This is a genomic window from Streptomyces sp. NPDC060232 (genome assembly GCF_042726555.1).
Lineage (GTDB): Bacteria > Actinomycetota > Actinomycetes > Streptomycetales > Streptomycetaceae > Streptomyces.
Genome location: NZ_JBHXAG010000003.1, coordinates 361,382 through 385,014 on the forward strand (window position 1 = coordinate 361,382; position 23,633 = coordinate 385,014).

At 71.6% G+C, this 23,633-nt stretch carries 25 protein-coding genes; 15 read left to right on the top strand and 10 right to left on the bottom strand.

The window, feature by feature from the left end; genetic code table 11:
- Nucleotides 1-181 precede the first annotated feature (181 nt).
- From ACFWFZ_RS07895 to ACFWFZ_RS07925, 7 genes are all read left to right on the top strand, one after another.
- On the top strand, nt 182-1,840 hold the full coding sequence (locus tag ACFWFZ_RS07895) for an ABC transporter ATP-binding protein (protein WP_387118401.1): 1,659 nt from the start codon (nt 182-184) through the stop codon (nt 1,838-1,840).
- Entirely contained in the window at nt 1,837-2,952 is a 1,116-nt protein-coding gene (locus ACFWFZ_RS07900; RefSeq protein WP_387118149.1) for an ABC transporter permease, read from the top strand. Before ACFWFZ_RS07895 ends, ACFWFZ_RS07900 begins: the two co-directional genes overlap by 4 nt.
- Complete coding sequence (locus tag ACFWFZ_RS07905; protein ID WP_387118153.1) at nt 2,949-4,211, top strand: ABC transporter permease; 1,263 nt, start codon at nt 2,949-2,951, stop codon at nt 4,209-4,211. The genes ACFWFZ_RS07900 and ACFWFZ_RS07905 overlap by 4 nt, the downstream gene beginning before the upstream one ends.
- The gene (locus tag ACFWFZ_RS07910) at nt 4,208-4,606 is read left to right on the top strand and encodes a cytidine deaminase (protein ID WP_387118155.1); all 399 of its coding nucleotides are present in this window, start codon (nt 4,208-4,210) and stop codon (nt 4,604-4,606) included. The genes ACFWFZ_RS07905 and ACFWFZ_RS07910 overlap by 4 nt, the downstream gene beginning before the upstream one ends.
- Nucleotides 4,607-4,711: 105 nt before the next feature.
- Nucleotides 4,712-5,989 (top strand): thymidine phosphorylase, encoded by a 1,278-nt coding sequence (locus ACFWFZ_RS07915; RefSeq protein ID WP_387118157.1) that lies wholly within the window; start codon nt 4,712-4,714, stop codon nt 5,987-5,989.
- Between the two features lie 96 nt (nt 5,990-6,085).
- Nucleotides 6,086-6,679, top strand: a complete 594-nt coding sequence (locus tag ACFWFZ_RS07920; protein ID WP_387118160.1) for a Uma2 family endonuclease — start codon at nt 6,086-6,088, stop codon at nt 6,677-6,679.
- A 70-nt stretch (nt 6,680-6,749) separates the two neighbouring features.
- On the top strand, nt 6,750-7,118 hold the full coding sequence (locus ACFWFZ_RS07925; protein ID WP_387118404.1) for an STAS domain-containing protein: 369 nt from the start codon (nt 6,750-6,752) through the stop codon (nt 7,116-7,118).
- On the opposite strand, the gene ACFWFZ_RS07930 is transcribed toward ACFWFZ_RS07925, so the two are convergent.
- Nucleotides 7,005-8,015, bottom strand: a complete 1,011-nt coding sequence (locus tag ACFWFZ_RS07930; RefSeq protein ID WP_387118163.1) for a sigma-70 family RNA polymerase sigma factor — start codon at nt 8,013-8,015, stop codon at nt 7,005-7,007. The two genes, ACFWFZ_RS07925 and ACFWFZ_RS07930, sit on opposite strands and share 114 nt — an antisense overlap.
- Before the next feature lie 245 nt (nt 8,016-8,260).
- Between ACFWFZ_RS07930 and ACFWFZ_RS07935 the strand changes: the two genes are divergently transcribed.
- Nucleotides 8,261-9,574, top strand: a complete 1,314-nt coding sequence (locus ACFWFZ_RS07935) for an MFS transporter (RefSeq protein ID WP_387118166.1) — start codon at nt 8,261-8,263, stop codon at nt 9,572-9,574.
- A gap of 2 nt (nt 9,575-9,576) precedes the next feature.
- Here the strand turns inward: ACFWFZ_RS07935 and ACFWFZ_RS07940 are convergent, their stop codons facing one another.
- Nucleotides 9,577-10,284 (bottom strand): L,D-transpeptidase family protein, encoded by a 708-nt coding sequence (locus tag ACFWFZ_RS07940; protein WP_387118406.1) that lies wholly within the window; start codon nt 10,282-10,284, stop codon nt 9,577-9,579.
- A 95-nt stretch (nt 10,285-10,379) separates the two neighbouring features.
- Nucleotides 10,380-11,663 (bottom strand): MFS transporter, encoded by a 1,284-nt coding sequence (locus ACFWFZ_RS07945; RefSeq protein ID WP_387118169.1) that lies wholly within the window; start codon nt 11,661-11,663, stop codon nt 10,380-10,382.
- Between the two features lie 120 nt (nt 11,664-11,783).
- Between ACFWFZ_RS07945 and ACFWFZ_RS07950 the strand changes: the two genes are divergently transcribed.
- On the top strand, nt 11,784-12,704 hold the full coding sequence (locus ACFWFZ_RS07950; protein ID WP_387118172.1) for a LysR family transcriptional regulator: 921 nt from the start codon (nt 11,784-11,786) through the stop codon (nt 12,702-12,704).
- 167 nt (nt 12,705-12,871) lie between these two features.
- Here the strand turns inward: ACFWFZ_RS07950 and ACFWFZ_RS07955 are convergent, their stop codons facing one another.
- The 3 genes from ACFWFZ_RS07955 to ACFWFZ_RS07965 form a co-directional block, all read right to left on the bottom strand.
- Entirely contained in the window at nt 12,872-13,957 is a 1,086-nt protein-coding gene (locus tag ACFWFZ_RS07955) for a LuxR C-terminal-related transcriptional regulator (protein ID WP_387118174.1), read from the bottom strand.
- Nucleotides 13,958-14,188: 231 nt separating this feature from the next.
- Nucleotides 14,189-14,557 (bottom strand): cupin domain-containing protein, encoded by a 369-nt coding sequence (locus ACFWFZ_RS07960; protein ID WP_387118177.1) that lies wholly within the window; start codon nt 14,555-14,557, stop codon nt 14,189-14,191.
- Between the two features lie 92 nt (nt 14,558-14,649).
- Nucleotides 14,650-15,384: an alpha/beta hydrolase gene (locus tag ACFWFZ_RS07965; RefSeq protein ID WP_387118180.1), complete on the bottom strand. Its 735-nt coding sequence runs from the start codon at nt 15,382-15,384 to the stop codon at nt 14,650-14,652.
- A gap of 113 nt (nt 15,385-15,497) precedes the next feature.
- Between ACFWFZ_RS07965 and ACFWFZ_RS07970 the strand changes: the two genes are divergently transcribed.
- The 3 genes from ACFWFZ_RS07970 to ACFWFZ_RS07980 all read left to right on the top strand — a co-directional run bounded on the left by ACFWFZ_RS07970 (nt 15,498) and on the right by ACFWFZ_RS07980 (nt 17,926).
- Nucleotides 15,498-16,646 carry an adenosine deaminase gene (locus tag ACFWFZ_RS07970; RefSeq protein WP_387118183.1) on the top strand — a complete coding sequence of 383 codons (1,149 nt, stop codon included), beginning with the start codon at nt 15,498-15,500 and terminating at the stop codon, nt 16,644-16,646.
- A 139-nt stretch (nt 16,647-16,785) separates the two neighbouring features.
- Nucleotides 16,786-17,034, top strand: coding sequence for a hypothetical protein (locus tag ACFWFZ_RS07975; protein WP_376501500.1), 249 nt, complete (start codon nt 16,786-16,788; stop codon nt 17,032-17,034).
- Between the two features lie 127 nt (nt 17,035-17,161).
- Nucleotides 17,162-17,926: a hypothetical protein gene (locus ACFWFZ_RS07980; protein ID WP_387118186.1), complete on the top strand. Its 765-nt coding sequence runs from the start codon at nt 17,162-17,164 to the stop codon at nt 17,924-17,926.
- A 9-nt stretch (nt 17,927-17,935) separates the two neighbouring features.
- Here ACFWFZ_RS07980 and ACFWFZ_RS07985 read toward each other — a convergent pair whose 3' ends face one another.
- The 3 genes from ACFWFZ_RS07985 to ACFWFZ_RS07995 form a co-directional block, all read right to left on the bottom strand.
- Nucleotides 17,936-18,136: a PspC domain-containing protein gene (locus tag ACFWFZ_RS07985; RefSeq protein WP_387118189.1), complete on the bottom strand. Its 201-nt coding sequence runs from the start codon at nt 18,134-18,136 to the stop codon at nt 17,936-17,938.
- A gap of 38 nt (nt 18,137-18,174) precedes the next feature.
- Nucleotides 18,175-18,744: a VanZ family protein gene (locus ACFWFZ_RS07990; protein ID WP_387118409.1), complete on the bottom strand. Its 570-nt coding sequence runs from the start codon at nt 18,742-18,744 to the stop codon at nt 18,175-18,177.
- A gap of 109 nt (nt 18,745-18,853) precedes the next feature.
- A complete protein-coding gene (locus ACFWFZ_RS07995; RefSeq protein WP_387118192.1) occupies nt 18,854-19,501 on the bottom strand; it encodes a PH domain-containing protein in 648 nt (215 codons plus the stop codon).
- A 170-nt stretch (nt 19,502-19,671) separates the two neighbouring features.
- On the opposite strand from ACFWFZ_RS07995, the gene deoC reads away from it, so the two are divergent.
- The 3 genes from deoC to ACFWFZ_RS08010 are packed head-to-tail and all read left to right on the top strand — an operon-like array spanning nt 19,672 to nt 22,980.
- Nucleotides 19,672-20,634: a deoxyribose-phosphate aldolase gene (gene deoC, locus ACFWFZ_RS08000; protein WP_387118412.1), complete on the top strand. Its 963-nt coding sequence runs from the start codon at nt 19,672-19,674 to the stop codon at nt 20,632-20,634.
- A 5-nt stretch (nt 20,635-20,639) separates the two neighbouring features.
- Nucleotides 20,640-22,076 carry an aldehyde dehydrogenase family protein gene (locus ACFWFZ_RS08005; protein ID WP_387118195.1) on the top strand — a complete coding sequence of 479 codons (1,437 nt, stop codon included), beginning with the start codon at nt 20,640-20,642 and terminating at the stop codon, nt 22,074-22,076.
- Nucleotides 22,069-22,980 (top strand): aldehyde dehydrogenase family protein, encoded by a 912-nt coding sequence (locus ACFWFZ_RS08010; RefSeq protein ID WP_387118198.1) that lies wholly within the window; start codon nt 22,069-22,071, stop codon nt 22,978-22,980. Before ACFWFZ_RS08005 ends, ACFWFZ_RS08010 begins: the two co-directional genes overlap by 8 nt.
- Nucleotides 22,981-23,272: 292 nt before the next feature.
- Here the strand turns inward: ACFWFZ_RS08010 and ACFWFZ_RS08015 are convergent, their stop codons facing one another.
- A complete protein-coding gene (locus tag ACFWFZ_RS08015) occupies nt 23,273-23,632 on the bottom strand; it encodes a hypothetical protein (RefSeq protein WP_387118201.1) in 360 nt (119 codons plus the stop codon).
- Nucleotide 23,633 lies beyond the last annotated feature (1 nt).

Sequence of the window (23,633 nt, forward strand, 5' to 3'; positions counted from 1 at the left end):
CATCGCTCCCGGGCCCCGAGCCTCGTTCTGTGATCACTAGTCTGTGACCAAGCAGCCTTCATGGCCGCGAGTTTTCACTTCCGACAGTGCTACGCGCGTAGAAGCATCGTGGACGCGATACTTTCACTCCCCGCCCTGTCCCCCCTGCCTTCCGCTCCTTTCGCGCCAAGGAGAGTGCGTCATCAACGCGTCCAGCCCGCCCCCCGCCGTAGAACTGCACGGCATCACAAAGCGCTTCCCCGGCGTCGTCGCCAACAAGGACATCGCGATCACCGTCCGCAAGGGCACGGTCCACGCCCTCATCGGTGAGAACGGCGCCGGCAAGTCGACCCTGATGAAGATCCTCTACGGCATGCAGAAGCCGGACGAGGGCACCATCGCCGTCGACGGGGAACAGGTCGCCTTCCACACGCCCGGCGATGCCATCGCCCGCGGCATCGGCATGGTGCACCAGCACTTCATGCTCGCCGACAACCTCACCGTCCTGGAGAACGTCGTTCTCGGCGGCGAGAAGCTGTACGGCATCGGCGCCAAGGCCCGCAAGAAGATCATGGAGATCTCGGACGCGTACGGCCTCGGCGTGCGCCCCGACGCGCTCGTCGAGGACCTCGGCGTCGCCGACCGCCAGCGCGTGGAGATCCTCAAGGTCCTCTACCGCGGCGCGAAGATCCTCATCCTCGACGAGCCGACAGCGGTGCTCGTGCCGCAGGAGGTGGACGCACTCTTCGACAACCTGCGCGAGCTCAAGTCCGAGGGCCTGACCGTCATCTTCATCTCGCACAAGCTGGGCGAGGTGCTGAAGGTCGCCGACGACATCACCGTCATCCGGCGCGGCACCACGGTCGGCACCGCCGACCCGAAGACGGCCACCCCCAAGCAGCTCGCCGAGCTGATGGTCGGTGCGGAGCTGCCCTCGCCCGAGACCCGCGAGTCGACCGTCACGGACGTGCCGATGCTCCAGGTGACCGGGCTGACCGTCGCCGCCGGCGACGCCGTCGTCGCCGAGCCGGAGGTCCTGGCCCCCGCGGCCCCCGCGGACTCCGCGACCGTCGAGAGCGTCGAGGCCGGCCGTCTCCTGCTGGACGACGTCAGCCTCACCATCCACAAGGGTGAGATCCTCGGCATCGCGGGCGTCGAGGGCAACGGCCAGACGGAGCTGATCGAGGCCCTCATGGGCATGATGGCCCCCGACGCGGGCGTCATCACCCTGGACGGCGCGGACATCACCAAGATGTCGGTGCGCAAGCGCCGTGAGGGCGGCATCGGCTACATCCCCGAGGACCGTCACCGCCACGGCCTGCTGCTGGAGTCCCCGCTCTGGGAGAACCGCATCCTCGGCCACGTCACCGAGGCGCCCAACTCCAAGAGGGGGATCCTCGACCCGAAGGCGGCCCGCAAGGACACCGAGCGGATCGTGCGCGAGTACGACGTGCGCACGCCCGGCATCGACGTCACCGCGGCCTCGCTCTCCGGCGGCAACCAGCAGAAGCTGATCGTCGGCCGCGAGATGAGCCACAACCCGAAGTTCCTCATCGCCGCCCACCCCACCCGCGGTGTGGACGTCGGCGCGCAGGCGCAGATCTGGGACGCGATCCGCGAGGCCCGCCGCGAGGGTCTGGCCGTGCTGCTGATCTCCGCCGACCTGGACGAGCTCATCGGCCTGTCCGACACCCTGCGTGTGATCTACCGCGGCCGCCTGGTCGCGGACGCCGACCCGGCGACCGTCACCCCCGAGGAGCTCGGCACCGCCATGACGGGCGCCGCTTCGGGGCACCTGGAAGCAACCGACAACCACTCCGCCGCTGCCGACGGTGACACGACGGAGGACGAGGCCCGATGAAGACATTCGACAAGGACCGGCTGATGCTCGCCATCGCCGGGCCCCTGCTCGCGCTGGTCAGCGCCTTCGTGCTGACCATGATCGTGCTGGCGGCGACGGGCATCGACCCGATCGAGCCGCTGCGCATCATGGTCGAGAACGGCGGCTACGAGGACGTCCAGATCCTCATCGTCAACCAGACCGGCACGTACTACCTGGCAGCCCTGGCCGTCGCCATCGGCTTCCGGATGAACCTCTTCAACATCGGCGTCGACGGCCAGTACCGCCTCGCCGCGATGGTCTCCGCGCTGGTCGGCACGGCCGTGACGCTGCCCGGCCCGCTGCACATCCTGGTGATCGTCGTCGTCGCGATGCTGACCGGTGCCTTCTGGTCCGGTATCGCGGGTGTCCTCAAGGCCAAGCGCGGTGTCAGCGAGGTCGTCTCGACGATCATGCTCAACGCCATCGCCACCAGCCTCATCGCCTGGCTGATCCTGCCGAAGAACCTCGGCGTGCAGGTGGAGGGCTCCAACGACCTCACCACCGGGGAGATCGCCGAGTCCGGCTGGTTCCCGGCCGTCTCCATGGGCGACTCGGGGGAGATCTACGGCTTCACCTTCATCGCCTTCGCCCTCGGCGTCGTCTACTGGTTCGTGCTCAACCGCACCCGCTTCGGCTTCGACCTGCGTGCCAGCGGCGCCAGCGAGTCCGCCGCGGCGGCCTCCGGCGTCGACTCCAAGAAGATGATCATCACCGCGATGCTCATCTCCGGCGCCGTCGCCGGCCTGTCCGGCATGCCGGTGCTGCTGGGCGAGACCCACACGTACAACCTCGGCTTCCCCGTGGGCGTCGGCTTCACCGGCATCACCATCGCCCTGCTCGGCCGCAACAGCCCCGTCGGCATGCTCTTCGCCGCCCTCCTGATGGCCTTCATCGACAAGGCGTCAGCCGGCCTCGACACGGAGGGTTACGCCAGGGAGATCGGCACGATCATGAAGGGCCTGATCGTGATCGCGGTCGTCGTCTCCTACGAGCTGATCCGCCGCTACGGCATCCGCCGCCAGCAGCAGAAGGTCGGCGAGGAGCTGGCCGCGGGCCACGCCATGAAGACCGAGAAGGAGGCCGCGGCGTGAGCGCCAGCACCGTTTCCACGAAGAAGGCGGCGCCCGCCCCGGGCGGCCGCAAGAAGCTCACCCTGCCCTGGATCCTGCTGATCATCGCGGGCGGCCTCGCGCTGGTCTCGCTGGTCCGTGTGATCTCCGGCGCCGACGACCTGACCTCCATCGGCCAGGTCTCCGGCGCCCTCTCCCTCGCCGTGCCGATCGGCCTCGCCGGTCTCGGCGGTCTGTGGGCCGAGCGCGCGGGCGTCGTCAACATCGGTCTCGAAGGCATGATGATCCTCGGCACCTGGTTCGGTGCCTGGGCCGGCTACCAGTGGGGCCCCTGGACCGGTGTGCTCGTCGGCATCGCCGGCGGCGCCGTCGGCGGCCTGCTGCACGCGATCATCACGGTCACCTTCAACGTCAACCACATCGTCTCGGGTGTGGCCATCAACATCCTGGCGCTGGGCTTCACCCAGTACCTGTCGAACTTCACGTTCGCCGAGGCGCCCGGCGGCTCCTCCAAGCAGTCCCCGCAGGTCGAGCCGATCGCCAAGATCACCATTCCAGGGCTCTCGGACTGGATGGCCGACCTCCAGGCCCAGCACTGGTTCTTCGTCTCGGACCTCGCCGGCGTCATCGGCGGCCTGGTCACCGAGATCTCGCTGCTGACCATCGTGGCCCTGCTGCTGATCCCCGCCACCTGGTGGGTGCTGTGGCGGACCTCCTTCGGTCTGCGCCTGCGCTCCTGCGGTGAGAACCCGATCGCCGCGGAGTCCCTCGGCGTCAACGTCTACAAGTACAAGTACATCGCCGTGGTCGTCTCCGGCGCCCTCGCGGGCCTCGGCGGCGTGTACCTGTCCGAGGTCGCCAGCCCCATCTACCAGGAGGGCCAGACCGGCGGCCGTGGCTACATCGGCCTCGCCGCGATGATCTTCGGTAACTGGATGCCGGGCGGCATGGCGCTGGGCGCGGGCCTGTTCGGCTTCATCGACAGCCTCAAGCTGCGCGGTGGCGCCGAGAACGTCCACGCGATGCTGCTGCTGATCGCGATCCTGCTGGTCATCGTCTGCGTCTGGCAGCTCTACAAGAAGAAGTACATCCAGGCCGGCATCTCGGCGGTCTTCGCCGCGCTGCTGTTCGTCTGGTACGTGCTGACCGACGAGGTCCCGAGCCAGTTCGTCGACGCGGCCCCGTACCTGACCACGCTGCTCGTGCTCGCCCTGTCGGCGCAGCGCCTGCGGATGCCCAAGGCGGACGGCATGCCGTACCGCAAGGGCCAGGGCAAGTGACCGTGGAGCACGCGGTGGACTGGGAAGCCCTGCGGACGTACGCCCGGGAGGCGATGACCCGGGCGTACGCCCCCTACTCGGGCTTCCCGGTCGGGGTCGCCGCCCTCGTGGACGACGGCCGCATCGTGACCGGCTGCAACGTCGAGAACGCCAGCTACGGGCTGGGCCTGTGCGCCGAGTGCGGCCTGGTCTCCTCCCTCCAGGCGACGGGCGGCGGCCGGCTCACGCACTTCACGTGCGTGGACGGCAAGGGCCAGATCCTCGTCCCGTGCGGCCGCTGCCGCCAGCTGCTCTACGAGTTCGGCGGCGACGAGCTGCAGGTGGACACCCCGGACGGGGTCCTGCCGCTGGCGGCGATGCTGCCGCAGGCCTTCGGGCCCGGTCACCTGAGATAGCCGTGCCGACGGCCCTTCGCCCCTGCCGGGGCGGAGGGCCGTCGCACTTGCTGTTCCCTGATCCCCTCTCCTCCCTCTCTCTATGCGCGTAGAAGGAAGCACCTCATGGACGTCATCTCCGTCATCCGGACCAAGCGGGACCGCGGTGAGCTGAGCCCCGAGCAGATCGACTGGGTCATCGACGCCTACACCCGCGGCGTCGTGGCCGACGAGCAGATGTCCGCCCTGGCCATGGCCATCCTGCTCAACGGCATGAACCGGACCGAGATCGCCCGCTGGACCGCGGCGATGATCGCCTCCGGCGAGCGCATGAACTTCGACGCGCTGTCCCGTCCGACCGCCGACAAGCACTCCACGGGCGGCGTCGGCGACAAGATCACCCTCCCGCTGGCCCCGCTCGTCGCCGCGTGCGGCGCGGCCGTGCCGCAGCTGTCGGGCCGCGGCCTCGGCCACACCGGCGGCACCCTGGACAAGCTGGAGTCCATCCCCGGCTGGCGCGCGCTGCTCTCCAACGAGGAGATGATGCACGTCCTCGACACCACCGGCGCGGTCATCTGCGCGGCGGGCGACGGCCTGGCCCCGGCCGACAAGAAGCTGTACGCGCTGCGCGACGTCACCGGCACGGTCGAGGCGATCCCGCTGATCGCCTCCTCGATCATGTCGAAGAAGATCGCCGAGGGCACGGGCTCGCTCGTCCTGGACGTCAAGGTCGGCTCCGGCGCCTTCATGAAGAACATCGAGGACGCCCGCGAGCTGGCCCGCACCATGGTCGGCCTCGGCACCGACTCGGGCGTCAAGACCGTCGCGCTGCTCACCGACATGTCCACCCCGCTCGGCCTGACCGCCGGCAACGCCCTCGAAGTCCGCGAGTCGGTCGAGGTCCTGGCCGGCGGCGGTCCCGCCGACGTCGTCGAGCTGACCATCGCGCTGGCCAAGGAGATGCTGGACGCGGCGGGCATCAAGGACGCCGACCCGGCGAAGGCCCTGGCCGACGGCTCCGCGATGGACCACTGGCGCCGGATGATCGCGGCCCAGGGCGGCGACCCGGACGCGGCCCTGCCGGTGGCCCGCGAGCAGCACGTCGTCACCGCCCCCGAGTCGGGCGTCCTGACCCGCCTGGACGCGTACGGCGTCGGTGTCGGCGCCTGGCGCCTGGGCGCGGGCCGCGCCCGCAAGGAGGACCCGGTGCAGGCGGGCGCCGGCATCGAGCTGCACGCGAAGCCGGGCGACACCGTCACGGCCGGCCAGCCGCTGATGACCCTGCACACGGACACCCCGGAGAAGTTCGACTACGCCCTGGCGGCGCTGGACGGCTCCTTCGACATCGCCGCGGCGGGTACGGCCTTCACCGCCACGCCGATCGTCCTCGACCGCATCGCCTGACCTGCGGCTTCCCTTTCGGGTGAACGGGACCGGTGGACCCCCGCCGGTCCCGTTCGGCATGCTGGGACCGGTGACGAACCGATTGAGGAGCACACCATGAGCGCACTCGCGGTCGAGCACCCGCCCTTGAGCGGCGGTGACGACTGGGATTCGGCGGTCGGCCTCTGGAAGGGGACGGGCGCGCCGAAGGGCTGCAAGGTGGAGATCATCGAGGGGATCGTCACCGTGGCACCACCGCCCGTCAACGACCACAACCTGATCGCGGAGCTGGTGCAGCAACGGCTGTACTCAGTGATCCCAGACGGCTGGGGTGTCTTCCAGACCCTCAACGTCGCGATTCCGAGCCGCAGCGGCCTGTACATCCCGGATCTCGCGGTCGTCCCCAGGGAGGTAGTGCCCCGCGGGGAGAACTTCACTCCCGCGGATGTCGCCAAGCTCGTCGTGGAGATCACTTCCCGGTCGAACGCCGTCCACGACCGCGTTGCCAAGCTCAACGGCTACGCCGCAGCCGGCATCCCGCTCTACCTGCTCATCGACCCGCACGCGACCGGCAGCCCCACGATCCACCTCTACGGCGAGCCCAGCGACGGCAAGTACCGCGTCCTGTGGGCGGGCAAGTTCGGTGAGGCCGTCCCCCTCCCGGCGCCGTTCGACCTGGCCCTCGACACCTTCTCCTTCCCACGGCCCTGACGCACAGTGGCGGCACCTCGCCCAGAACAGGCAGGGAGGCAGACGGCCGTTGTCGGGCCGCGCCACGCCGATGAGTTCCGGCGCGCCCGGGAGTCATCACCTCGTGGAGACCACCCGACTCGTGCTGCCCGGACCCGACCCGACCGCGCGTGACGCCGCAACTCTGTGCGCGCGCCTGGCCCGGCTGTACGAGGACGGGGCCCGGGCGGTGCAGTGCGACGCGCGCGCCGTCACCGCGCCGGGGCTGCCCCATGTGGAGGCGCTGGCCCGGCTACGGCTGACGGCGCGGGGGCGGCCGCTGCGGGTGATCGGCGCCGGTCCGGCCCTACGCGCCCTGCTGGACCTCGTAGGACTCGTCGAGCTGCTCGGGGAGGCCGAAGAGCGGGAACCACCGGGCCGTGTCCAGGAAGGCGTTGAGGCCGACGATCCTGCCCTCTGAGACCTCCAGCACCTGCAGTGCCCACGGGGTGTGCCCGGGCTTGCCGTCCTCGCGCGGGCGGTACTGGCCGAAGGCCGGCATGCCGTTCGCGGTCGTCGGGATGAGACGGGAGCCCTTGCAGCCGATGCCCTGGTTGAGGTGCCAGGCCGCGATGTCCGCCGTGCCCTGCAGCCACAGGTCGAACGGAGGCATGGACAGGACGGCGTCCTCGTGCAGCAGCGTCGTGAGGCGCGAGATGTCGTAGGCCTCGAAGGCGGAGAGGTACTGCTCCAGCAGCTTGGCCTGCTCCGCGTCCAGGGGGTCGGCCGACTCGCTCTCGCGCAGCCGCTGCCCGGCGAGCGTGGCCCGCGCCCGCTGGAGCGCGCTGTTCACCGACGCCACCGTGGTGTCCAGCAGCTGCGCGACCTCGTCCGCCTTCCAGGCCAGTACCTCGCGCAGGATGAGCACCGCGCGCTGCCTGGCCGGCAGGTGCTGGAGCGCCGCGACGAAGGCGAGCCGTACGGACTCCTTCGCGAGCGCCGTCTCCGCCGGGTCCGCGGTCTGCGGCAGCACCCGGCCGTCCGGGACGGGCTCCAGCCAGGTCACCTCGGGCCGCTGGTTGAGCACGGCGGAGGACTGGTGCTGCGGGGCGGTCAGGTCCATCGGACGGGCCCGCTTGTTCCCGGCGTTCAGCAGGTCCAGGCAGACGTTGGTGGCGATCCGGTAGAGCCACGACCGCAGCGAGGAGCGGCCCTCGAACTTCTCGTGGCTGCGCCAGGCGCGGATGTAGGTGTCCTGCACCGCGTCCTCGGCGTCGAAGGCGGAGCCGAGCATCCGGTAGCAGTATCCGGTGAGCTCGACCCGGTACCGGTCCATCGCCGCATCGAGGTCGCCGCTCGTGGTCGCGAGGTCGCTCATGTCGGTCCATCCCCCTGACGTTCGTGGCTACTTCGGAACCTACCGGAGGGGTCTGACAACAGCAGCCCGAAGCGTGCAGAGACCCAGGTCTATCGACATCAAGTATCTTGACGTCAAGATTGATGTGCGGCATGCTTCCCCGGTATCTCGATATCGAGATACTTCGACGGTGGGCGGGGAGGCCAGGGATGCGGCGCGGCGGGGAGATCCGGAAGGAACGGCGGCGGGACGGACGGGAACCCGGCTTGCTGGCGCAGCTGCGACGGCCGCCCGGCGGCCGCGACGCGCGGATCATGCTCCTCGCCCAGCTCCTGGACCGCGCCGGGACCGGCGTCTGGGCCGCGGCATGCGTCCTCTACTTCACCTTCGTGGTCGGCCTCGACGCCGGGCAGGTCGGCATCCTGCTCGGGGCGTCCGGGGTGGCGGGCATCGCCGGATCACCCCTGGCGGGCCACCTGGCCGACCGCTTCCCCGTGCGCTCCCTGCTGATCGGCGCCCACCTGCTGCGCCTGGTCACCCTCTGCCTGCTGCTCGTCGTCACCGACTTCGCGCTGCTGCTGCCCGTGGTGGCCGTCACCCACCTGGGAGACCGGGCGGCCAAGACCCTGGAGATGCTGTTCGCCACCCGGGTCGCCGGCGAGCGGCGCGCCACCTACCAGGCGCTGTCGCGCAGTTCGGCGAACGCGGGCTACGCGCTCGGCGCGGGCCTTGCCGCCATCGGCCTCGCCGTCGGCACCCGCGGCGCCTACCACGTGCTCATCCTGGCCGACGCGCTGTCGTTCCTCGTGGCCGCCGCCCTGGTCTGGCGCACCCGGGAGCCGCGCGGCCGCGGACTCGTCGCCGCACCGGCCGCACCCGCCGCACCCGCTGCTGACGCCGCCGACGGCGCCGCCACGGATGGCCCCGCGGCCCCGGCCGGCGGGCCCGGCCCCTGGCGGGACCGCGGCTACCTCCGCTTCGTCCTGCTGGACATCCCGATGAACCTCGACGACTCGATCCTCGGCATCGGCATCCCGCTGTGGCTGGTCAGCCACACCACCGCGCCCCACGAACTGATCCCGGCCTTCCTGGTCGTCAACACCGTCCTCGTCGTCGTCCTCCAGCTGCGCGTGTCGGCGAAGGTCCGGGGCCCCCGCCAGGCGGCAGGCGCCGTCGCCCTCTACGGACTCACCACACTCCTGTGCTGCGTCCTGCTGGCCGCCTCCACCGGCGGCGGCGTCTGGACCGCCTCGGCCACCCTGCTCGCCGCGGCGGTGCTGGCCACCGCGGCCGAGCTGATGCGTTCGGTGAGCTCCTGGGAACTCGCCGTATCCCTCGCGCCCCGGGAGGCGCGCGCCTCGTACCTCGGCGTGGCCGGCATGGCCCAGTCCGTGCAGAAGTCCGCCGGGCCGCTGCTGCTCACCGGCGTGGTGATGGCCGCGGGCCCGGCGGGCTGGCTGGCCCTCGGCACGGCGGTGGCGGGCCTCTCCCTCGTACAACGCCGGGCCAGCCTGCGGCGGTTGGAAAGCCTGGCAGCATCACCCGCGCCGAATGCGGCCCCCGCCCCCGCGTCCGCCTGACACTACGTTCCCGGCTTGCGCCCGTGCACGTGGACGTCCCCGCCCTTCGCCAGCAGGTTCCAGTACGCCTTGGCGTCGGCGGGCCGCATGTTCACGCAGCCGCCCGAACCGGGCGGGTTCCACATGCTCTTGGTGGTGGAGTGGAAGGCGATGCCGCGGTCGAAGAACTGGGCGTATGGCATCGGCACGTTGTAGAGCGTCGACCAGTGGTCGATGCTGCGGTGGTAGATCTTCTTCGAGCCGGTCCGGGTCTCCGTGCCGTCCTTGCCGGTGCGCACCGGGACGGGGCCGTACCTCAGGGTGGCGCCGTCCTGGATCCAGCTCAGCTGCCGCGTCAGGTCCACGCAGGCGATCCGCCCCCGGTTCACCGGGCAGTCACCGGCCCTGTTCGGCGTGCTGCCCGCGGCCCGCTGGGCCAGCATCGTGCTCATCACCCGCCAGGTCAGCGGCCCGGCGTAGCCCTGGGCCGGGCTGATCCCGTGGCTCCTCTGGAACGCCCGGACGGCCGTGCAGTCGGCCGCCGACTGCCTCCCGTCCACGGGCCGCCCCAGGAACTTCTCCGCCTGGCGCTGGTACGGCCCGGTGGAGGGGGTGCAGGAGGCGGCCTCTGCCGTACCGCCCCCCGCGACCACCACCAGCGGCAGCGCCAGCGCCGCCGCCCCGCCCCACACCGCCGCGCGCCGACCCGCTCGCCCGCGCGCCCTTCGCATCCCCATCCGGTCCTCCCCTGCTCACCGCACTTCGTTCTCCGTGTTGAATGCCCGGAAAACGAGCAGGGGTTGCCTCCGGCGGAAGCGAAGTTGCGTCAGCGCGCGCCTGCCGCGGACGCCGGTATGCGCCCCTGCGCGCGGGCCGCGTGCGTCCCGTACAGGGTGATCGACACGACGCCGAGCACCGCGAGCAGCGCGATACCGACCGTGGCCGACCAGCCCGCCTCGTGGTAGGCGAGGGCGCCGAGGGTGCCGCCCGCGCTGGAACCGAGGTAGTACGCCGACTGGTACAGGGCCGAGGCCTGCGCCCGGCCCGTCCTGGCGGTCCGGCTCACCGCGGCCGAGGCCACCGCGTGCCCGGCGAAGAAGCCCGCCGTGATCAGGACCAGCCCGAGCACCACCGTCGCCAGGGAGTCCGACAGCGACAGCAGCAGCCCCAGCGCCGTCGTGGTCACGGCCAGGTACAGCGCGCCGCGCCGTCCCGTACGGGCCACCAGCCTGCCCGCGGCGGCGGAGGAGACCGTACCGACCAGGTAGATCAGGAAGATCGACCCGACCACGCCCTGTCCGAGCGAGAACGGCTCGTCCACCAGGCGGTAGCCGATCACCGTGTAGACCGCGCCGAAGACCGTCATGAACAGCGCGCCGATCCCGTACAGCCGCAGCAGCAGCGGATCGCGCAGGTGGCCGGCGACGGTACGGCCCACCGCGCGCGGGTTCAGCGACGCCGGGCGGAAGAACCGTGCGCGCGGCAGCATCACCAGGAAGGTCACCGCGCAGACCAGCGCCATCACGGCGACGGCCGCCAGGCCCGCCCGCCAGCCGCCCAGCTGCGCCGCCCAGCCGGTGACGAGGCGGCCGCTCATCCCGCCGATGGAGTTCCCCGCCACGAACAGGCCGATCGCGGCCACCAGGGCCCTCGGCTGCACCTCCTCCGCCAGGTACGCCATCGCGGAGGCCGGGATACCGGCGATCGCCGCACCCTGCACGGCGCGCAGCACGACCAGCCACTCCAGGTTCGGCGCGAAGGGGACGAGGAGCGCCACCCCGACGGCGACCGCCATCGACCAGGTCATCATCCGGGTGCGGCCGAACCGCTCGGACAGGGCGCTCAGCGGCAGGACGAACAGCGCGAGCGCGCCGGTGGCCGCGGACACCGTCCAGCTGGCCTGACCCGCCGTCACCCCGAGGTCGGCGGAGATCGCGGGCAGCAGCGCCTGGGTGGAGTAGAGGAGGGCGAAGGTCGCCAGTCCGGCGGCGAAGAGCGCGAGGCTCATCCGGCGGTAGCCGGCACGGCCGGGGGAGTGGGGTTGCGGTGCGGGGGACGACGCGGTGGAGGCACCCGGGATGACGGGTGCCCCGGTATGAACGGGAGGCATGCCTTCGACGGTAGGCCTGTGTTTTTCATGCGTCCAATGCACAGAATCGCGATAATCGATCCACTCCAGCATCAGCCCAGGTCAGGATCGCGGATGTCGACGAACCGTTACGTAGAAGACATGGCAGTGACACGTCTGCTGGCTCCCCGGCTGGCGCATTTCGTCGCGGTCGCCCGGCACGAGCACGTCACCCGCGCCGCCCAGGAGCTGGGCGTACCGCAGTCCACCCTGTCCCGGGCCATGGTCCGCCTCGAACAGGACCTGGGCGTCTCGCTGTTCGCCCGCAAGGGCCGCACCGTCGCCCTCACCACGGCGGGCCGCACCTTCCTGGCCTCCGCCGAACAGGCCCTGGACGGCATCGCCCGCGCGGCCGAGTCCGTCCAGCAGGACGCCGACCCGGCCTACGGCAAGGTCGCCTTCGGCTTCCTGCACACCCTCGGCCCCGAGACCGTACCCGGCCTCATCCGCGCCTTCCGCGCCGACCACCCGCGCGTGCGCTTCTCCCTCGTGCAGAATTACGGCGAGGCCATGCTGGAGAAGCTGCGCGCCGGCGAACTCGACCTCTGCCTCACCTCGCCGCTCCCGGACGCCCCCGGCCTCGTCGCCCGCCGCCTCGACGAGCAGCGGCTGCGGCTGGTCGTCCCCGACGACCACCGCCTCGCCGGCCGCAAGCGCATCCGCCTCGCCGAGGCCGCGGAGGAAACCTTCGTCACCCTGGAGGCCGGCTACGGCCTGCGCCGGATCACCGACGACCTGTGCGCGGAGGCCGGCTTCACCCCGCGCGTCGCCTTCGAGGGCGAGGAGGCCGAGACCCTGCGCGGCCTGGTCGCCGCGGGCCTCGGCGTGGCCCTGCTGCCGCCGCCGGCCGTGGCCCGCCCCGGAGTGGTCGAGCTCAACGTCACCGCCCCGCGCGCCGTCCGGGAGATCGGAGTCGCCTGGCTCGACGGCCACCCCGACACCCCGCCGGTCGCCGAGTTCAAACGCTTCCTGATCTCCCGCCGCGGCCGCCTCATCCCGGACCTGGAGCCCCCTGCGGCGTGAGGCGGCCGGCACCCGGCCGAAGGGCGTCCTGCGCGACGGCTGTCCGCTGCCGCCCCACCCCGGGTACCGCTTCCGGCCGCACCCCGTCGCCTTCGTCGGCGCACGGGCGCGTCTGCCCGCCGACCGTGAACCGGGGCCGCGCGCGCCTCCTACGACCGCCGCGGACCCTACGGGCGGCTGTCCGGCGGGGCGGGGGACGGCGGGGCGGGGGACGGCGGGGCGGGCGGGCCGAGCAAGTAGCCCGCCTGGAAGCGGGACTTGGCGCCCACCGCGCGCATGATCTCCGCGATGTGGCGCTGGCACGTCCGCTCCGACATGCCGAGACGGCGCGCGATCACCTTGTCCTCCAGCCCCTCCGACAGCAGCCGCACGATCGTCTGCCGCAGCTCGTCCGAGATCGACCGGGCCGCCTCCGGGCTCACCGAGGTGGGGAAGGGCTCCGCCCCGGGCCACGACCGCTCGAAGGCCGCGGTCATGAAGTGCACGACACTCGGCTCCCGCACCACCAGCGCCGCCCCGCTGCGGTCCGGTACCGCCATCAGCCCCGTGCGCCCGTCGAACACGAGCATCCGCATCAGCCCGTCGCCCAGCGTCCGTACCTGCGCGCCCAGCGCGGTCACCCGCTCGACGTACGCCGCCGTGGGCCGTGAGTACCGGGCCGTGTGCTGGTAGAGCGTCCGCATCCGGACCCCGCGCGCCAGCAGCGACTCGTCCCGCCCGATCGACTCCTCCAGCGACTCCGGCGGACGCCCGCCGCCCGGCTGCGAGGTCAGCAGCTCATGTTCGCACCCCGCGGCCAGCTCCGCGATCATCCCCCGTACGGCGCCCAGGTCCGTGACCAGCTCCAAGCCGCCCGCCCCGCTCCGGTCCCGGTGCGCGGTCCCCGCCTCGTACGCCGGTACGAGCGCCTCCAGCCGCCCCCGCAGCCGGTCCATCTCGTCGTGGGCCTCCCGGACGAGCAGGGCCAGCGGGGCCAGGGCGCGGGCCGCGGCCGCCCGCGGCGCCACCGCGCTCCACCGGTCCGGTCCGCCGCCCGGCGCCCGCTGGAGCAGGTGCGCGGCGGCCAGCTCGGTGATCGCGGCGGCCGCGCGCACGCCGAGGGCCCGCGTCGCCTCGCAGGCGTCAAAGGCGTGCCGCTCGACGGCGTACGCGTACAGGCGCCGGGCGGCGGGCGTCAGCTCCCCGGACACGCCGACTGCCCCGGACGACGTCCCGGCCGCCGCCCCGGGCTCTCCGGTTCCCTCGGCTGACATGTGACTATTCGTCCCGGTCTGGTCCTGTTCGTAAACCCCTCGTGTTCCCGCAAGGCGGCAAGACGACGCCTGGGACGCCCCCTTCGGCATATGCCGAAGCGGCACAGTGGTCACACGGAGTGAAGGGGGAGCGCGATCGCGCCGGACCGTCCGTGCCATCCGACCGAGAGGGGGCGGAGCGGCGGGTACGGACGGACCGGCGCGGCCACCGGGAAGCCCGGGGCGGGGACGTCAGCCGGAGGGCTTCGCGTAGTCGGAGAAGCCGGTCCAGTCCAGCGTCACGCAGGGCTCGTCACCCACCACCCAGGCGTTGTGTCCGGGGCGCACCCGCATGTAGTCGCCGGGACCGAACTCGGCGCTCTCCCCGTCGTCCGTGACGATCTTCATCCGGCCGCTCACGACGTACCCGGTGTGGTCGGCCTGGCAGCTGTCCGTCCCGGCCAGCGGCTTGATGTGCTCCGACCACTTCCAGCCCGGCTCGAAGACGGCCCGTCCGACGGCGCCGTCCCCCGTGTCCACCAGGTCCAGCCTGCCCATACCGTCGACGAACGGCCGGCTCTCGTCCGGCTCGTCGAAGTTCCTGCGGTCCATCGCTGCCATGGCCGATCGCCTCCGGGGGAGGAGCGGCACCCCGAGTCCACTTCTCACCGTACGCCGCGAGCCCGCGTCGCGACATCCGTCCCGCCCGCGCCTCAGCCCCGCAGCGACCTCCCGAAGCCCGAGGCCAGCGGCATCCGCAGGCCCAGCGGCGGCGGCGCGGCCAGGGCGTCGGCGACGGGGCGCGAGTACCGGCCCGAGAAGACCGCTCCCAGGACGAAGTCGACGCCCAGCGCCACCACTTCCGCCTGGTGCTCGCGCAGGCCGTGCCCGTCCGAGTGCACCTCGAACCGGCACGTCGAGCGGTTCGCCTTCTTCGCCCGCTCCGCCAGCTGGAAGGAGGCCTCCGGGTCGCTGCGCGCGTCGTTGGTGCCGTGCACGATCAACACCTGCCGCCCCGACAGGTGTTTCACCGGTTCAGGGGGGCCGGCAGGCGCCTGGCCCCCCAGGCGGGGGGCCAGTGCCACAACCGAGTTGACGGCTCCGTGTCCTGCCGCCCGCAGCGCGGCCAGCCCTCCCGCGTCGTAGCCGGCCAGGCACACCGGTACGTCCCCGTACCGCCGCACCGCCTCGTCGGCCGCCCATCGGGCCTGCTCCTCCCGGGAGGACTCCCCGCCGTGGAGGACGGCGTGCGTGACCAGCCCGTCCCCGCCGCCGGCCCGGGCCAGTGCCCGCGCGAGCGGCCGCAGGGGGCCGGGGGAGAATCTGGACACCCCGGGAAGCAGGAGCACCACCCCGTTGACTGGGATTTCCGTCGGACCCGAGCCGGTTCTCGCGCCGGCCGCCCGCCCCAGGCGGGCCCCGCGCGCCGGCGGCGCATGCTGTGCCATGGCGGAACAGTCTCAGACCTTCAGGTGTACGCCATCCGTCCGCGCGGTCTCTGTTACATATCGACGCCCGCCGGGGACACGACACTCTACGCGCGTAGGAGTAGAGTGCGCAGATGACGAGCGAGACCCCCAACCTGCCGACCCCGGATCAGATCCGTCGTGCCCCGAAGGTGCTCCTGCACGATCACCTCGACGGTGGACTGCGTCCCGGGACCATCATCGAGCTGGCCCGCGAGGTCGGTTACGAGAACCTCCCCGAGACCGAGGCCGACAAGCTCGGCATCTGGTTCCGTGAGGCGGCCGACTCCGGCTCCCTCCCGCGCTACCTGGAGACCTTCGCCCACACCTGCGCGGTCATGCAGACGAAGGCGGCCCTCTTCCGTGTCGCCGCAGAGTGCGCCGAGGACCTGGCCGAGGACGGCGTCGTGTACGCCGAGATCCGCTACGCCCCCGAGCAGCACCTGGAAGCCGGCCTGACCCTCGAAGAGGTCGTCGAGGCCGTGAACGACGGTTTCCGCGAGGGTGAGCGCCGCGCCAAGGCCAACGGCCACCGCATCCGCGTCGGCGCCCTGCTGACCGCGATGCGCCACGCGGCCCGCGCGCTGGAGATCGCCGAGCTGGCCAACCGCTACCGCGACAACGGCGTGGTCGGCTTCGACATCGCCGGTGCCGAGGCCGGGTTCCCTCCCACCCGCCACCTCGACGCCTTCGAGTACCTCAAGCGCGAGAACAACCACTTCACGATCCACGCCGGTGAGGCCTTCGGCCTGCCGTCGATCTGGCAGGCCCTGCAGTGGTGCGGCGCCGACCGCCTCGGTCACGGCGTGAAGATCATCGACGACATCGAGGTCGCCGAGGACGGCTCGGTCACGCTGGGCCGCCTGGCCAGTTACGTCCGGGACAAGCGCATCCCCCTGGAGATGTGCCCGACCTCGAACCTGCAGACGGCCGCGGCCGCCTCGTACGCCGAGCACCCGATCGGTCTGCTGCGGAAGCTGCACTTCAGGCTCACGGTCAACACCGACAACCGCCTGATGAGCGGCACCAGCATGAGCCGCGAGTTCGAGCACCTGGTGGACACCTTCGGCTACACCCTCGACGACATGCAGTGGTTCACCGTCAATGCGATGAAGTCCGCGTTCATTCCTTTCGATGAACGACTGGCCATGATCAACGAGGTCATCAAGCCCGGTTATGCGGAGCTGAAGTCGGAGTGGCTGTTCCGTCAGACCGCGTCCACCAGCGGTTCTGTCTCGGCGTAGGCCATGGCATGACGTACTGAAAGCGCCCGGGGCAGGCAATTTCCGGGCGCTTTCTCGTATTAAAGGATGTTTGCGGGCGGGGGTTTCAAGTGACTAGTTTGCGGAGCCGCTCAATTCCCCGTCGCAAGGAATACCTTTCATGAAGCAGTCAGCTGCCAAGTTCCTCGGTGCCGCCGCCGTCGGTGCCGCCCTCGCGGCCGTCGCCGCCGGCACCGCCTCCGCGGCCGTTCCCGCCATCGGCATCACCGACGCGCTGGGCACCGCCACCGGCGCGCTCGAGGGTGTCACCAGCCAGCAGCAGATGCAGGCCGAAGAGGGACAGCCGAGCGACCCCACCGCCGCGGTCACGGGTCTGCTGGGCCCGGTCACCGGCGCCCTCAACGGCTGACGTCGGCGCGACACGAACGCACGCACGGCGGTCGCACGCCTCTTCGACGAGGTGCGTGTGCCGCCGTGCGGTGTGCCACGATCACCACCAACTGCCCGCCGACGCACTGGGTATGAGGTTCTCGGTCATGCGCATGAAGGCACGAGCGACGCTGGTCGCACTGGTCCCCGCCCTGCTGTTCGCCGCGGTGGGGTGCGGCGGTACGGACGCCCCCCCGACGGGCAGGTCCCCCGACTCCAAGGGCTCCGCGAGCGACGGCGGCGCGCCCGGCGCCCCCGCGGCGTCCCCGGACCCGGCCGGCTCGGCCCCGCCGAAGACCGGCGGCACCCGGCTGGAGCGGTCCGCGCTCGCCCAGGGCGACCTGCCCGGCTATCAGATCTCCGCCCAGGGGAAGAACCCCAACGCCCCGGACGGTCAGCCGCAGGCCGACAAGAAGGCCTGCCAGCCGCTGGCCGACATCATGGGCGACAAGCCGGACCCCGCCGCGCGCGAGACCGTCAACCGGGGCATCGGATCCCAGAAGCAGATGGGGCTCGCGGTCTCCGCGTCCGTCAGCTCCTACTCCGAGAGCGACGCCAAGGCGCTGGTCTCCCGGCTCAAGGCCGCCGTCGCCGCCTGCGGTACCGGCTTCACCGCCACGGTCGACCAGCAGACCGGCAGCTACCGCGAGGTCCGCGCCGCCGACTACCGCACGAGCGGCGACGAGAGCGTCAGCTGGACCACGACCGCGGCCGGGCAGGGTGTCTCGGCGCAGGTCCACCTGGTCGTCGTACGCGAGGGGGACACCGTCGTACGGCTGATGGCCCTCAACGTGGCGGCGGCCCAGCAGAAGGCCCAGGTGCCCCAGGAAGTGACCGACAAGCAGCTGGAGAAGGTCCGCAAGGCCGGCTGAGCGGCCCCACTACCAGGCGGTCGAGGCGGACTTCTCGTTCGGCAGCAGCACCCACAGCGCGATGTAGACCAGGAACTGAGGGCCGGGCAGCAGGCACGAGACGGCGAATATGGCGCGCATCGTGTTGGCGGACATTCCGAAACGCCGTGCGAGTCCGGCGCAGACTCCGCCGATCCAACGGCCGTCACGGGGGCGGACCAGGGCGCTCATGAGGTTCTCCTTCGTCGGGATCGCTTTCTTGCGATGACTCAATACTCCCGCTGGACCGCGGACAGAACGTCGGTCCAGGGGCCGAGCCCGACCCTGGAAATCCTCGGGGTGCCCCCCTGATAAACGGCATGTGAGCGGCGCAGCCGGGCCCGCAGCGCCGGTACGACGGCCGCGTGCGCGATCAGTACGCCGAGGGTGTTCAGCAGCACCGAGTCCACGTCGACGACCCGGCCCGGGACCCCGCTCTGGAGCATCTCGATGCTCAGCGAGACCAGCGCGCCCGCCGCGGCGGTCCGCACCAGGGAGGACCACGCGGCCAGCCGTGACAGCCGGAGCCGCCCGCTGACCAGCGGCACCAGCACCCCCAGCGGGGCCAGCAGCGCCAGCCCCTCCCCGATCCGCCGCGTCGCCTCCAGCGGCCCGAGGGCGAGGTCGGCCCGGATCCCCTCCAACGGGGTCAGATTGCCGGCGGCGGCCCAGGGGACGTCGAGGGGCAGCAGAGTCAGCCAGCCGACGACCACGAGATGGGCGGCGAGCAGGACCCCGGCAAGGAGTCGGAGGCGGAGGGGGATCGCGGTGGCGCCGGCGGGGCTGCCGTCGGCCTCAATACGCTGCACGCCTGCGAGGACGCACACCTGGGAGCCCTGGTTCCGCCTCGCTCGTGTGGCGGCGGGCACGGGCCGCCCGGCCCGCTCAGCCGGTGGCGATCAGGACGATTCAGCGGGTGGCGACCAGGACGATCAGCAGCAGCGCGCCGGCCACGGCGGGCGCGATGATCTCGTACGACCACTGCACGCGCACGCTGCCCTGGGCGCCGGGCCGCTCGGCCCCGCGCTCGGCCATCCGCTGCAGCTCGTCGACGATCCGGTCCGCACTGGCCCGCATCGGCTCGGCCTGGACCCGGGCCTTCTCACCGGGCGACCGCCCCGGGGACCGCTCCTCCCGGTCGCGGAGCCCCTCGTGGCGCAGGCGCTGGCGGTTGGCCTTCTTCCGCTCGCGCAGCGAGACGGGCACGGACCACAGCTGGTACTTCGACCCCTCGGCCAGCACCTCCGCCGAGTATCCGGACCGCACGGCGTCCACGGCGGCCCACGGCAGCTCGATGATCCGGAAGGGGTTGCGCACACGCATCCGGTCGTCGTTGGCGAAGACGGCCGGGCGGATCGTGAACGCCACGATCAGCGGTACGACGCACAGCGCCACCGCCAGCGCGATCCAGGGGGTGTTCCCCGAGCCGCGCACCACGGCGTCCCCGCAGAGCCATGCCGTCAGCGCGAGCAGCACTACCCCTGATACGACGCCCATGGAGGAGCGGTAGACCCGGTCGTCGTAGACCGGCTCATCGGTCGGCTGCTGGCTGCTCATGGGGTCGATTCTGCCCCACTGCGCCGCCGGCGTATCAGGAGCGGGGACGCCCTCCGCTCCTGGACGCGGCGGGCGAGGGGCCGCAGGTGTCGATTCCATAGCGGATCCGCCGGAACCGGGGGAGGGGGGTGACAGGTCGCTACGCGCGTAGATATGCTCATCTGGTGACCATGCCCACCACCCTCACCGCATTCGCTGACGTGACGACGTCCGACAGTGCGCTGCGCCGCTTCCTGCACGGGCTGCCCGGCGTCGACGCTGTCGGTCTGGAGGCCCGCGCGGCCTCCCTCGGCACCCGTTCGATCAAGACGACGGCCAAGGCGTACGCCATCGACCTGGCCATCTCGATGATCGACCTGACGACGCTGGAAGGCGCGGACACCCCGGGCAAGGTCCGGGCGCTCTCCGCCAAGGCCGTCCATCCCGATCCGACCGACCGTACGACCCCGATGACGGCCGCCGTCTGCGTCTACCCCGACATGGTGGCCACGGCGAAGGCCGCGCTGCACGGCGCCGACGTCAAGGTCGCCTCCGTCGCCACCGCCTTCCCGGCCGGCCGCGCCGCCCTGCCCGTCAAGCTCGCGGACACCCGTGACGCCGTCGCCGCCGGCGCCGACGAGATCGACATGGTCATCGACCGTGGCGCCTTCCTCGCCGGCCGCTACCTGGAGACGTACGAGCTGATCAAGGCCGTCAAGGAGGCCTGCGTCCGTCCCGACAGCAGCGCCGCCCGCCTGAAGGTCATCTTCGAGACCGGCGAGCTGTCCACGTACGACAACATCCGCCGCGCCTCCTGGATCGGCATGCTCGCGGGCGCCGACTTCATCAAGACGTCGACCGGCAAGGTGGGCGTCAACGCCACCCCCGCGAACACCCTGCTCATGCTCGAAGCCGTCCGCGACTTCAAGGCGCAGACTGGAATCCAGATCGGCGTGAAGCCGGCCGGCGGCATCCGCACCACCAAGGACGCGATCAAGTTCCTGGTCCTGGTCAACGAGACCGTGGGCGAGGACTGGCTGAGCAACACCTGGTTCCGCTTCGGCGCCTCCAGCCTGCTCAACGACCTGCTGATGCAGCGCCAGAAGCTGAGCACCGGCCGTTACTCCGGTCCCGACTACGTGACGGTGGACTGATCACCATGGCATCCCTCTTCGAGTACGCACCGGCTCCCGAGTCCCGCTCGGTCGTCGACATCGCCCCCTCCTACGGGCTCTTCATCGACGGCGAGTTCACCGACGCCGCCGACGGCAAGGTCTTCAAGACCGTCTCGCCCAGCAGCGAGGAGGTCCTGTCCGAGGTCGCCCAGGCCGGCGCCGCCGACGTGGACCGCGCCGTCAAGGCCGCCCGCAAGGCGTTCGAGAAGTGGTCCGCGCTGCCCGGCTCCGAGCGCGCCAAGTACCTCTTCCGCATCGCCCGGATCATCCAGGAGCGCAGCCGCGAGCTCGCCGTCCTGGAGACCCTGGACAACGGCAAGCCGATCAAGGAGACCCGCGACGCGGACCTCCCGCTGGTCGCCGCGCACTTCTTCTACTACGCGGGCTGGGCCGACAAGCTCGCCCACGCGGGCTACGGCGCGAACCCGCGCCCGCTCGGCGTCGCCGGCCAGGTCATCCCGTGGAACTTCCCGCTGCTGATGCTCGCGTGGAAGATCGCCCCCGCGCTCGCCGCCGGCAACACGGTCGTCCTCAAGCCCGCCGAGACCACCCCGCTCTCCGCGCTCTTCTTCGCCGACATCTGCCGCCAGGCCGGCCTGCCCAAGGGCGTCGTCAACATCCTCACCGGATACGGCGACGCGGGCGCGGCCCTCGTCGAGCACCCGGACGTCGACAAGGTCGCCTTCACCGGCTCGACCGCCGTCGGCAAGGCCATCGCCCGCTCGATCGCCGGCACCGACAAGAAGGTCACCCTGGAGCTGGGCGGCAAGGGCGCCAACATCGTCTTCGACGACGCCCCCATCGACCAGGCCGTCGAGGGCATCGTCACCGGCATCTTCTTCAACCAGGGCCAGGTCTGCTGCGCGGGCTCCCGCCTCCTGGTCCAGGAATCGATCCACGACGAGCTGCTGGACTCCCTCAAGCGCCGGCTCTCCACGCTGCGCCTGGGTGACCCGCTCGACAAGAACACCGACATCGGCGCGATCAACTCCGCCGAGCAGCTCGCCCGGATCACCGCCCTCGCGGACACCGGCGAGGCCGAGGGCGCCGAGCGCTGGTCCCCGGCGTGCGAGCTGCCGTCCGCCGGCTACTGGTTCGCCCCGACGCTCTTCAGCAACGTCACCCAGGCGCACACCGTCGCCCGCGACGAGATCTTCGGCCCGGTGCTGTCCGTGCTGACCTTCCGCACGCCCGACGAGGCCGTCGCCAAGGCCAACAACAGCCAGTACGGGCTCTCCGCCGGCATCTGGACGGAGAAGGGCTCGCGCATCCTCGCCGTCGCGAACCAGCTCCGCGCCGGTGTGGTGTGGGCCAACACGTTCAACAAGTTCGACCCGACCTCGCCCTTCGGCGGCTACAAGGAATCGGGCTTCGGCCGCGAAGGCGGCCGCCACGGTCTGGAGGCCTACCTCGATGTCTGAGTCCTCTGTGCGTCTGAACGTCTTCAAGACCTACAAGCTGTACGTCGGGGGCAAGTTCCCCCGCTCCGAGAGCGGCCGGGTGTACGAGGTGAGCGCGCAAACATCGTCGGGCGGCAAGGGCAAGTGGCTGGCCAACGCCCCGCTGTCGTCCCGCAAGGACGCGCGAGACGCCGTCGTCGCCGCGCGCAAGGCCTTCGGCGGCTGGTCGGGCGCGACCGCCTACAACCGCGGCCAGATCCTCTACCGCATCGCCGAGATGCTGGAGGGCCGCCGCGAGCAGTTCGTCCGCGAGGTCGGCGAGGCCGAGGGCCTGTCCAAGTCCAAGGCGGCCGCCGTCGTCGACGCGGCCATCGACCGCTGGGTCTGGTACGCGGGCTGGACCGACAAGATCGCCCAGCTCGTGGGCGGGGCCAACCCCGTCGCCGGGCCGTTCTTCAACCTCTCCACGCCCGAGCCGACCGGCGTCGTCACCGTCATCGCCCCCCAGGAGTCCTCGTTCCTGGGCCTGGTCTCGGTGATCGCCCCGGTGATCGCGACCGGCAACACGGCGGTCGTGATCACATCGGAGAAGGCGCCGCTCCCGGCCCTCTCCCTGGGCGAGGTGCTCGCCACCTCCGACCTGCCGGGCGGCGTCGTCAACATCCTGTCCGGCAAGGCCGACGAGATGGGCCCGCACCTGGCCTCCCACCAGGACGTCAACGCGATCGACCTGGCCGGCGCCGGCCCCGCCCTGGCCAAGGAGCTGGAGATCGCGGCGGCCGACAACCTCAAGCGCGTCCTGCGTCCACAGCCTGTGGACGACTGGAGCGCCGACCCGGGCACGTCGCGCATGACGGCGTTCCTGGAGACCAAGACCGTCTGGCACCCCACCGGGTCGCTGGGCGCGGGCGGCTCTGCTTATTAGAGGCTCGGTTCGCCTCCGGCGGCGCTGTTGTCGGCTCCAGGCGGCCGTGCGTCCTCGAAACCGCTCGTACCTCGCGGTTTCTCCGGGCGTTCGTCCGCCTTCGCCGACGCGCCGCCTTCGGCTCACTCGCCCAGGCGGGGCGTCTTACTAGGGGCTCGGTTCGCCTCCGGCGGCGCTGTTGTCGGCTCCAGGCGGGCGTACGTCCTCGGAACCGCTCGTTCCTCGCGGTTCCTCCGGGCGTTCGCCCGCCTTCGCCGCCGCGCCACTTTTTCTCAGGCTCGGTTCGGGGGCCTCAGCGGGCGGCGAGAGGGCCCAGGAGGGACGAGACCGCCGCCGCGGGCAGTTCGCCCACCGACGGGCCCTGGGTGAGGATCCCCGTGACCGCCGTCGTACCCACCGACGGGAAGTCCGCGACCTTCGTGGCGACCCCGTTGTCCAGCGGGTCCACACCGGTGTGGGCCAGCGGGTTCACCTTGAGGTTCGCGATCGGGTCCGTGACGCCGGCCACGGCGGCCGGAACATCCAGCTCACCGGCCTGCGCGCCGCCCGCGGCCATCGCCAGCGCGGCGCCGGCCATCGAGAGGGTCAGCCCCGCGCTGCGGAGCCGGTTCGGTGCCGAAGGGCCTGCGTGACGGCCTGCGTGACGTGCCATG

What these genes read in the sequence shown, in the direction of transcription:
- ACFWFZ_RS07970 (WP_387118183.1), top strand. Translation starts at nt 15,498, where the DNA reads ATGACGAGCGAGACCCCCAACCTGCCGACCCCGGATCAGATCCGTCGT.
- ACFWFZ_RS07965 (WP_387118180.1), bottom strand. Translation starts at nt 15,384, where the DNA reads ATGGCACAGCATGCGCCGCCGGCGCGCGGGGCCCGCCTGGGGCGGGCG.
- ACFWFZ_RS07930 (WP_387118163.1), bottom strand. Translation starts at nt 8,015, where the DNA reads ATGAGCGACCTCGCGACCACGAGCGGCGACCTCGATGCGGCGATGGAC.
- ACFWFZ_RS07975 (WP_376501500.1), top strand. Translation starts at nt 16,786, where the DNA reads ATGAAGCAGTCAGCTGCCAAGTTCCTCGGTGCCGCCGCCGTCGGTGCC.
- ACFWFZ_RS07950 (WP_387118172.1), top strand. Translation starts at nt 11,784, where the DNA reads ATGGCAGTGACACGTCTGCTGGCTCCCCGGCTGGCGCATTTCGTCGCG.
- ACFWFZ_RS07940 (WP_387118406.1), bottom strand. Translation starts at nt 10,284, where the DNA reads ATGCGAAGGGCGCGCGGGCGAGCGGGTCGGCGCGCGGCGGTGTGGGGC.
- ACFWFZ_RS07915 (WP_387118157.1), top strand. Translation starts at nt 4,712, where the DNA reads ATGGACGTCATCTCCGTCATCCGGACCAAGCGGGACCGCGGTGAGCTG.
- ACFWFZ_RS07945 (WP_387118169.1), bottom strand. Translation starts at nt 11,663, where the DNA reads ATGCCTCCCGTTCATACCGGGGCACCCGTCATCCCGGGTGCCTCCACC.
- ACFWFZ_RS07900 (WP_387118149.1), top strand. Translation starts at nt 1,837, where the DNA reads ATGAAGACATTCGACAAGGACCGGCTGATGCTCGCCATCGCCGGGCCC.
- ACFWFZ_RS08005 (WP_387118195.1), top strand. Translation starts at nt 20,640, where the DNA reads ATGGCATCCCTCTTCGAGTACGCACCGGCTCCCGAGTCCCGCTCGGTC.
- ACFWFZ_RS07995 (WP_387118192.1), bottom strand. Translation starts at nt 19,501, where the DNA reads ATGAGCAGCCAGCAGCCGACCGATGAGCCGGTCTACGACGACCGGGTC.
- ACFWFZ_RS07985 (WP_387118189.1), bottom strand. Translation starts at nt 18,136, where the DNA reads ATGAGCGCCCTGGTCCGCCCCCGTGACGGCCGTTGGATCGGCGGAGTC.
- ACFWFZ_RS07955 (WP_387118174.1), bottom strand. Translation starts at nt 13,957, where the DNA reads ATGTCAGCCGAGGGAACCGGAGAGCCCGGGGCGGCGGCCGGGACGTCG.
- ACFWFZ_RS07960 (WP_387118177.1), bottom strand. Translation starts at nt 14,557, where the DNA reads ATGGCAGCGATGGACCGCAGGAACTTCGACGAGCCGGACGAGAGCCGG.
- ACFWFZ_RS08015 (WP_387118201.1), bottom strand. Translation starts at nt 23,632, where the DNA reads ATGGCACGTCACGCAGGCCGTCACGCAGGCCCTTCGGCACCGAACCGG.
- ACFWFZ_RS07980 (WP_387118186.1), top strand. Translation starts at nt 17,162, where the DNA reads ATGCGCATGAAGGCACGAGCGACGCTGGTCGCACTGGTCCCCGCCCTG.
- ACFWFZ_RS07920 (WP_387118160.1), top strand. Translation starts at nt 6,086, where the DNA reads ATGAGCGCACTCGCGGTCGAGCACCCGCCCTTGAGCGGCGGTGACGAC.
- deoC (WP_387118412.1), top strand. Translation starts at nt 19,672, where the DNA reads ATGCCCACCACCCTCACCGCATTCGCTGACGTGACGACGTCCGACAGT.
- ACFWFZ_RS08010 (WP_387118198.1), top strand. Translation starts at nt 22,069, where the DNA reads ATGTCTGAGTCCTCTGTGCGTCTGAACGTCTTCAAGACCTACAAGCTG.
- ACFWFZ_RS07925 (WP_387118404.1), top strand. Translation starts at nt 6,750, where the DNA reads ATGAGTTCCGGCGCGCCCGGGAGTCATCACCTCGTGGAGACCACCCGA.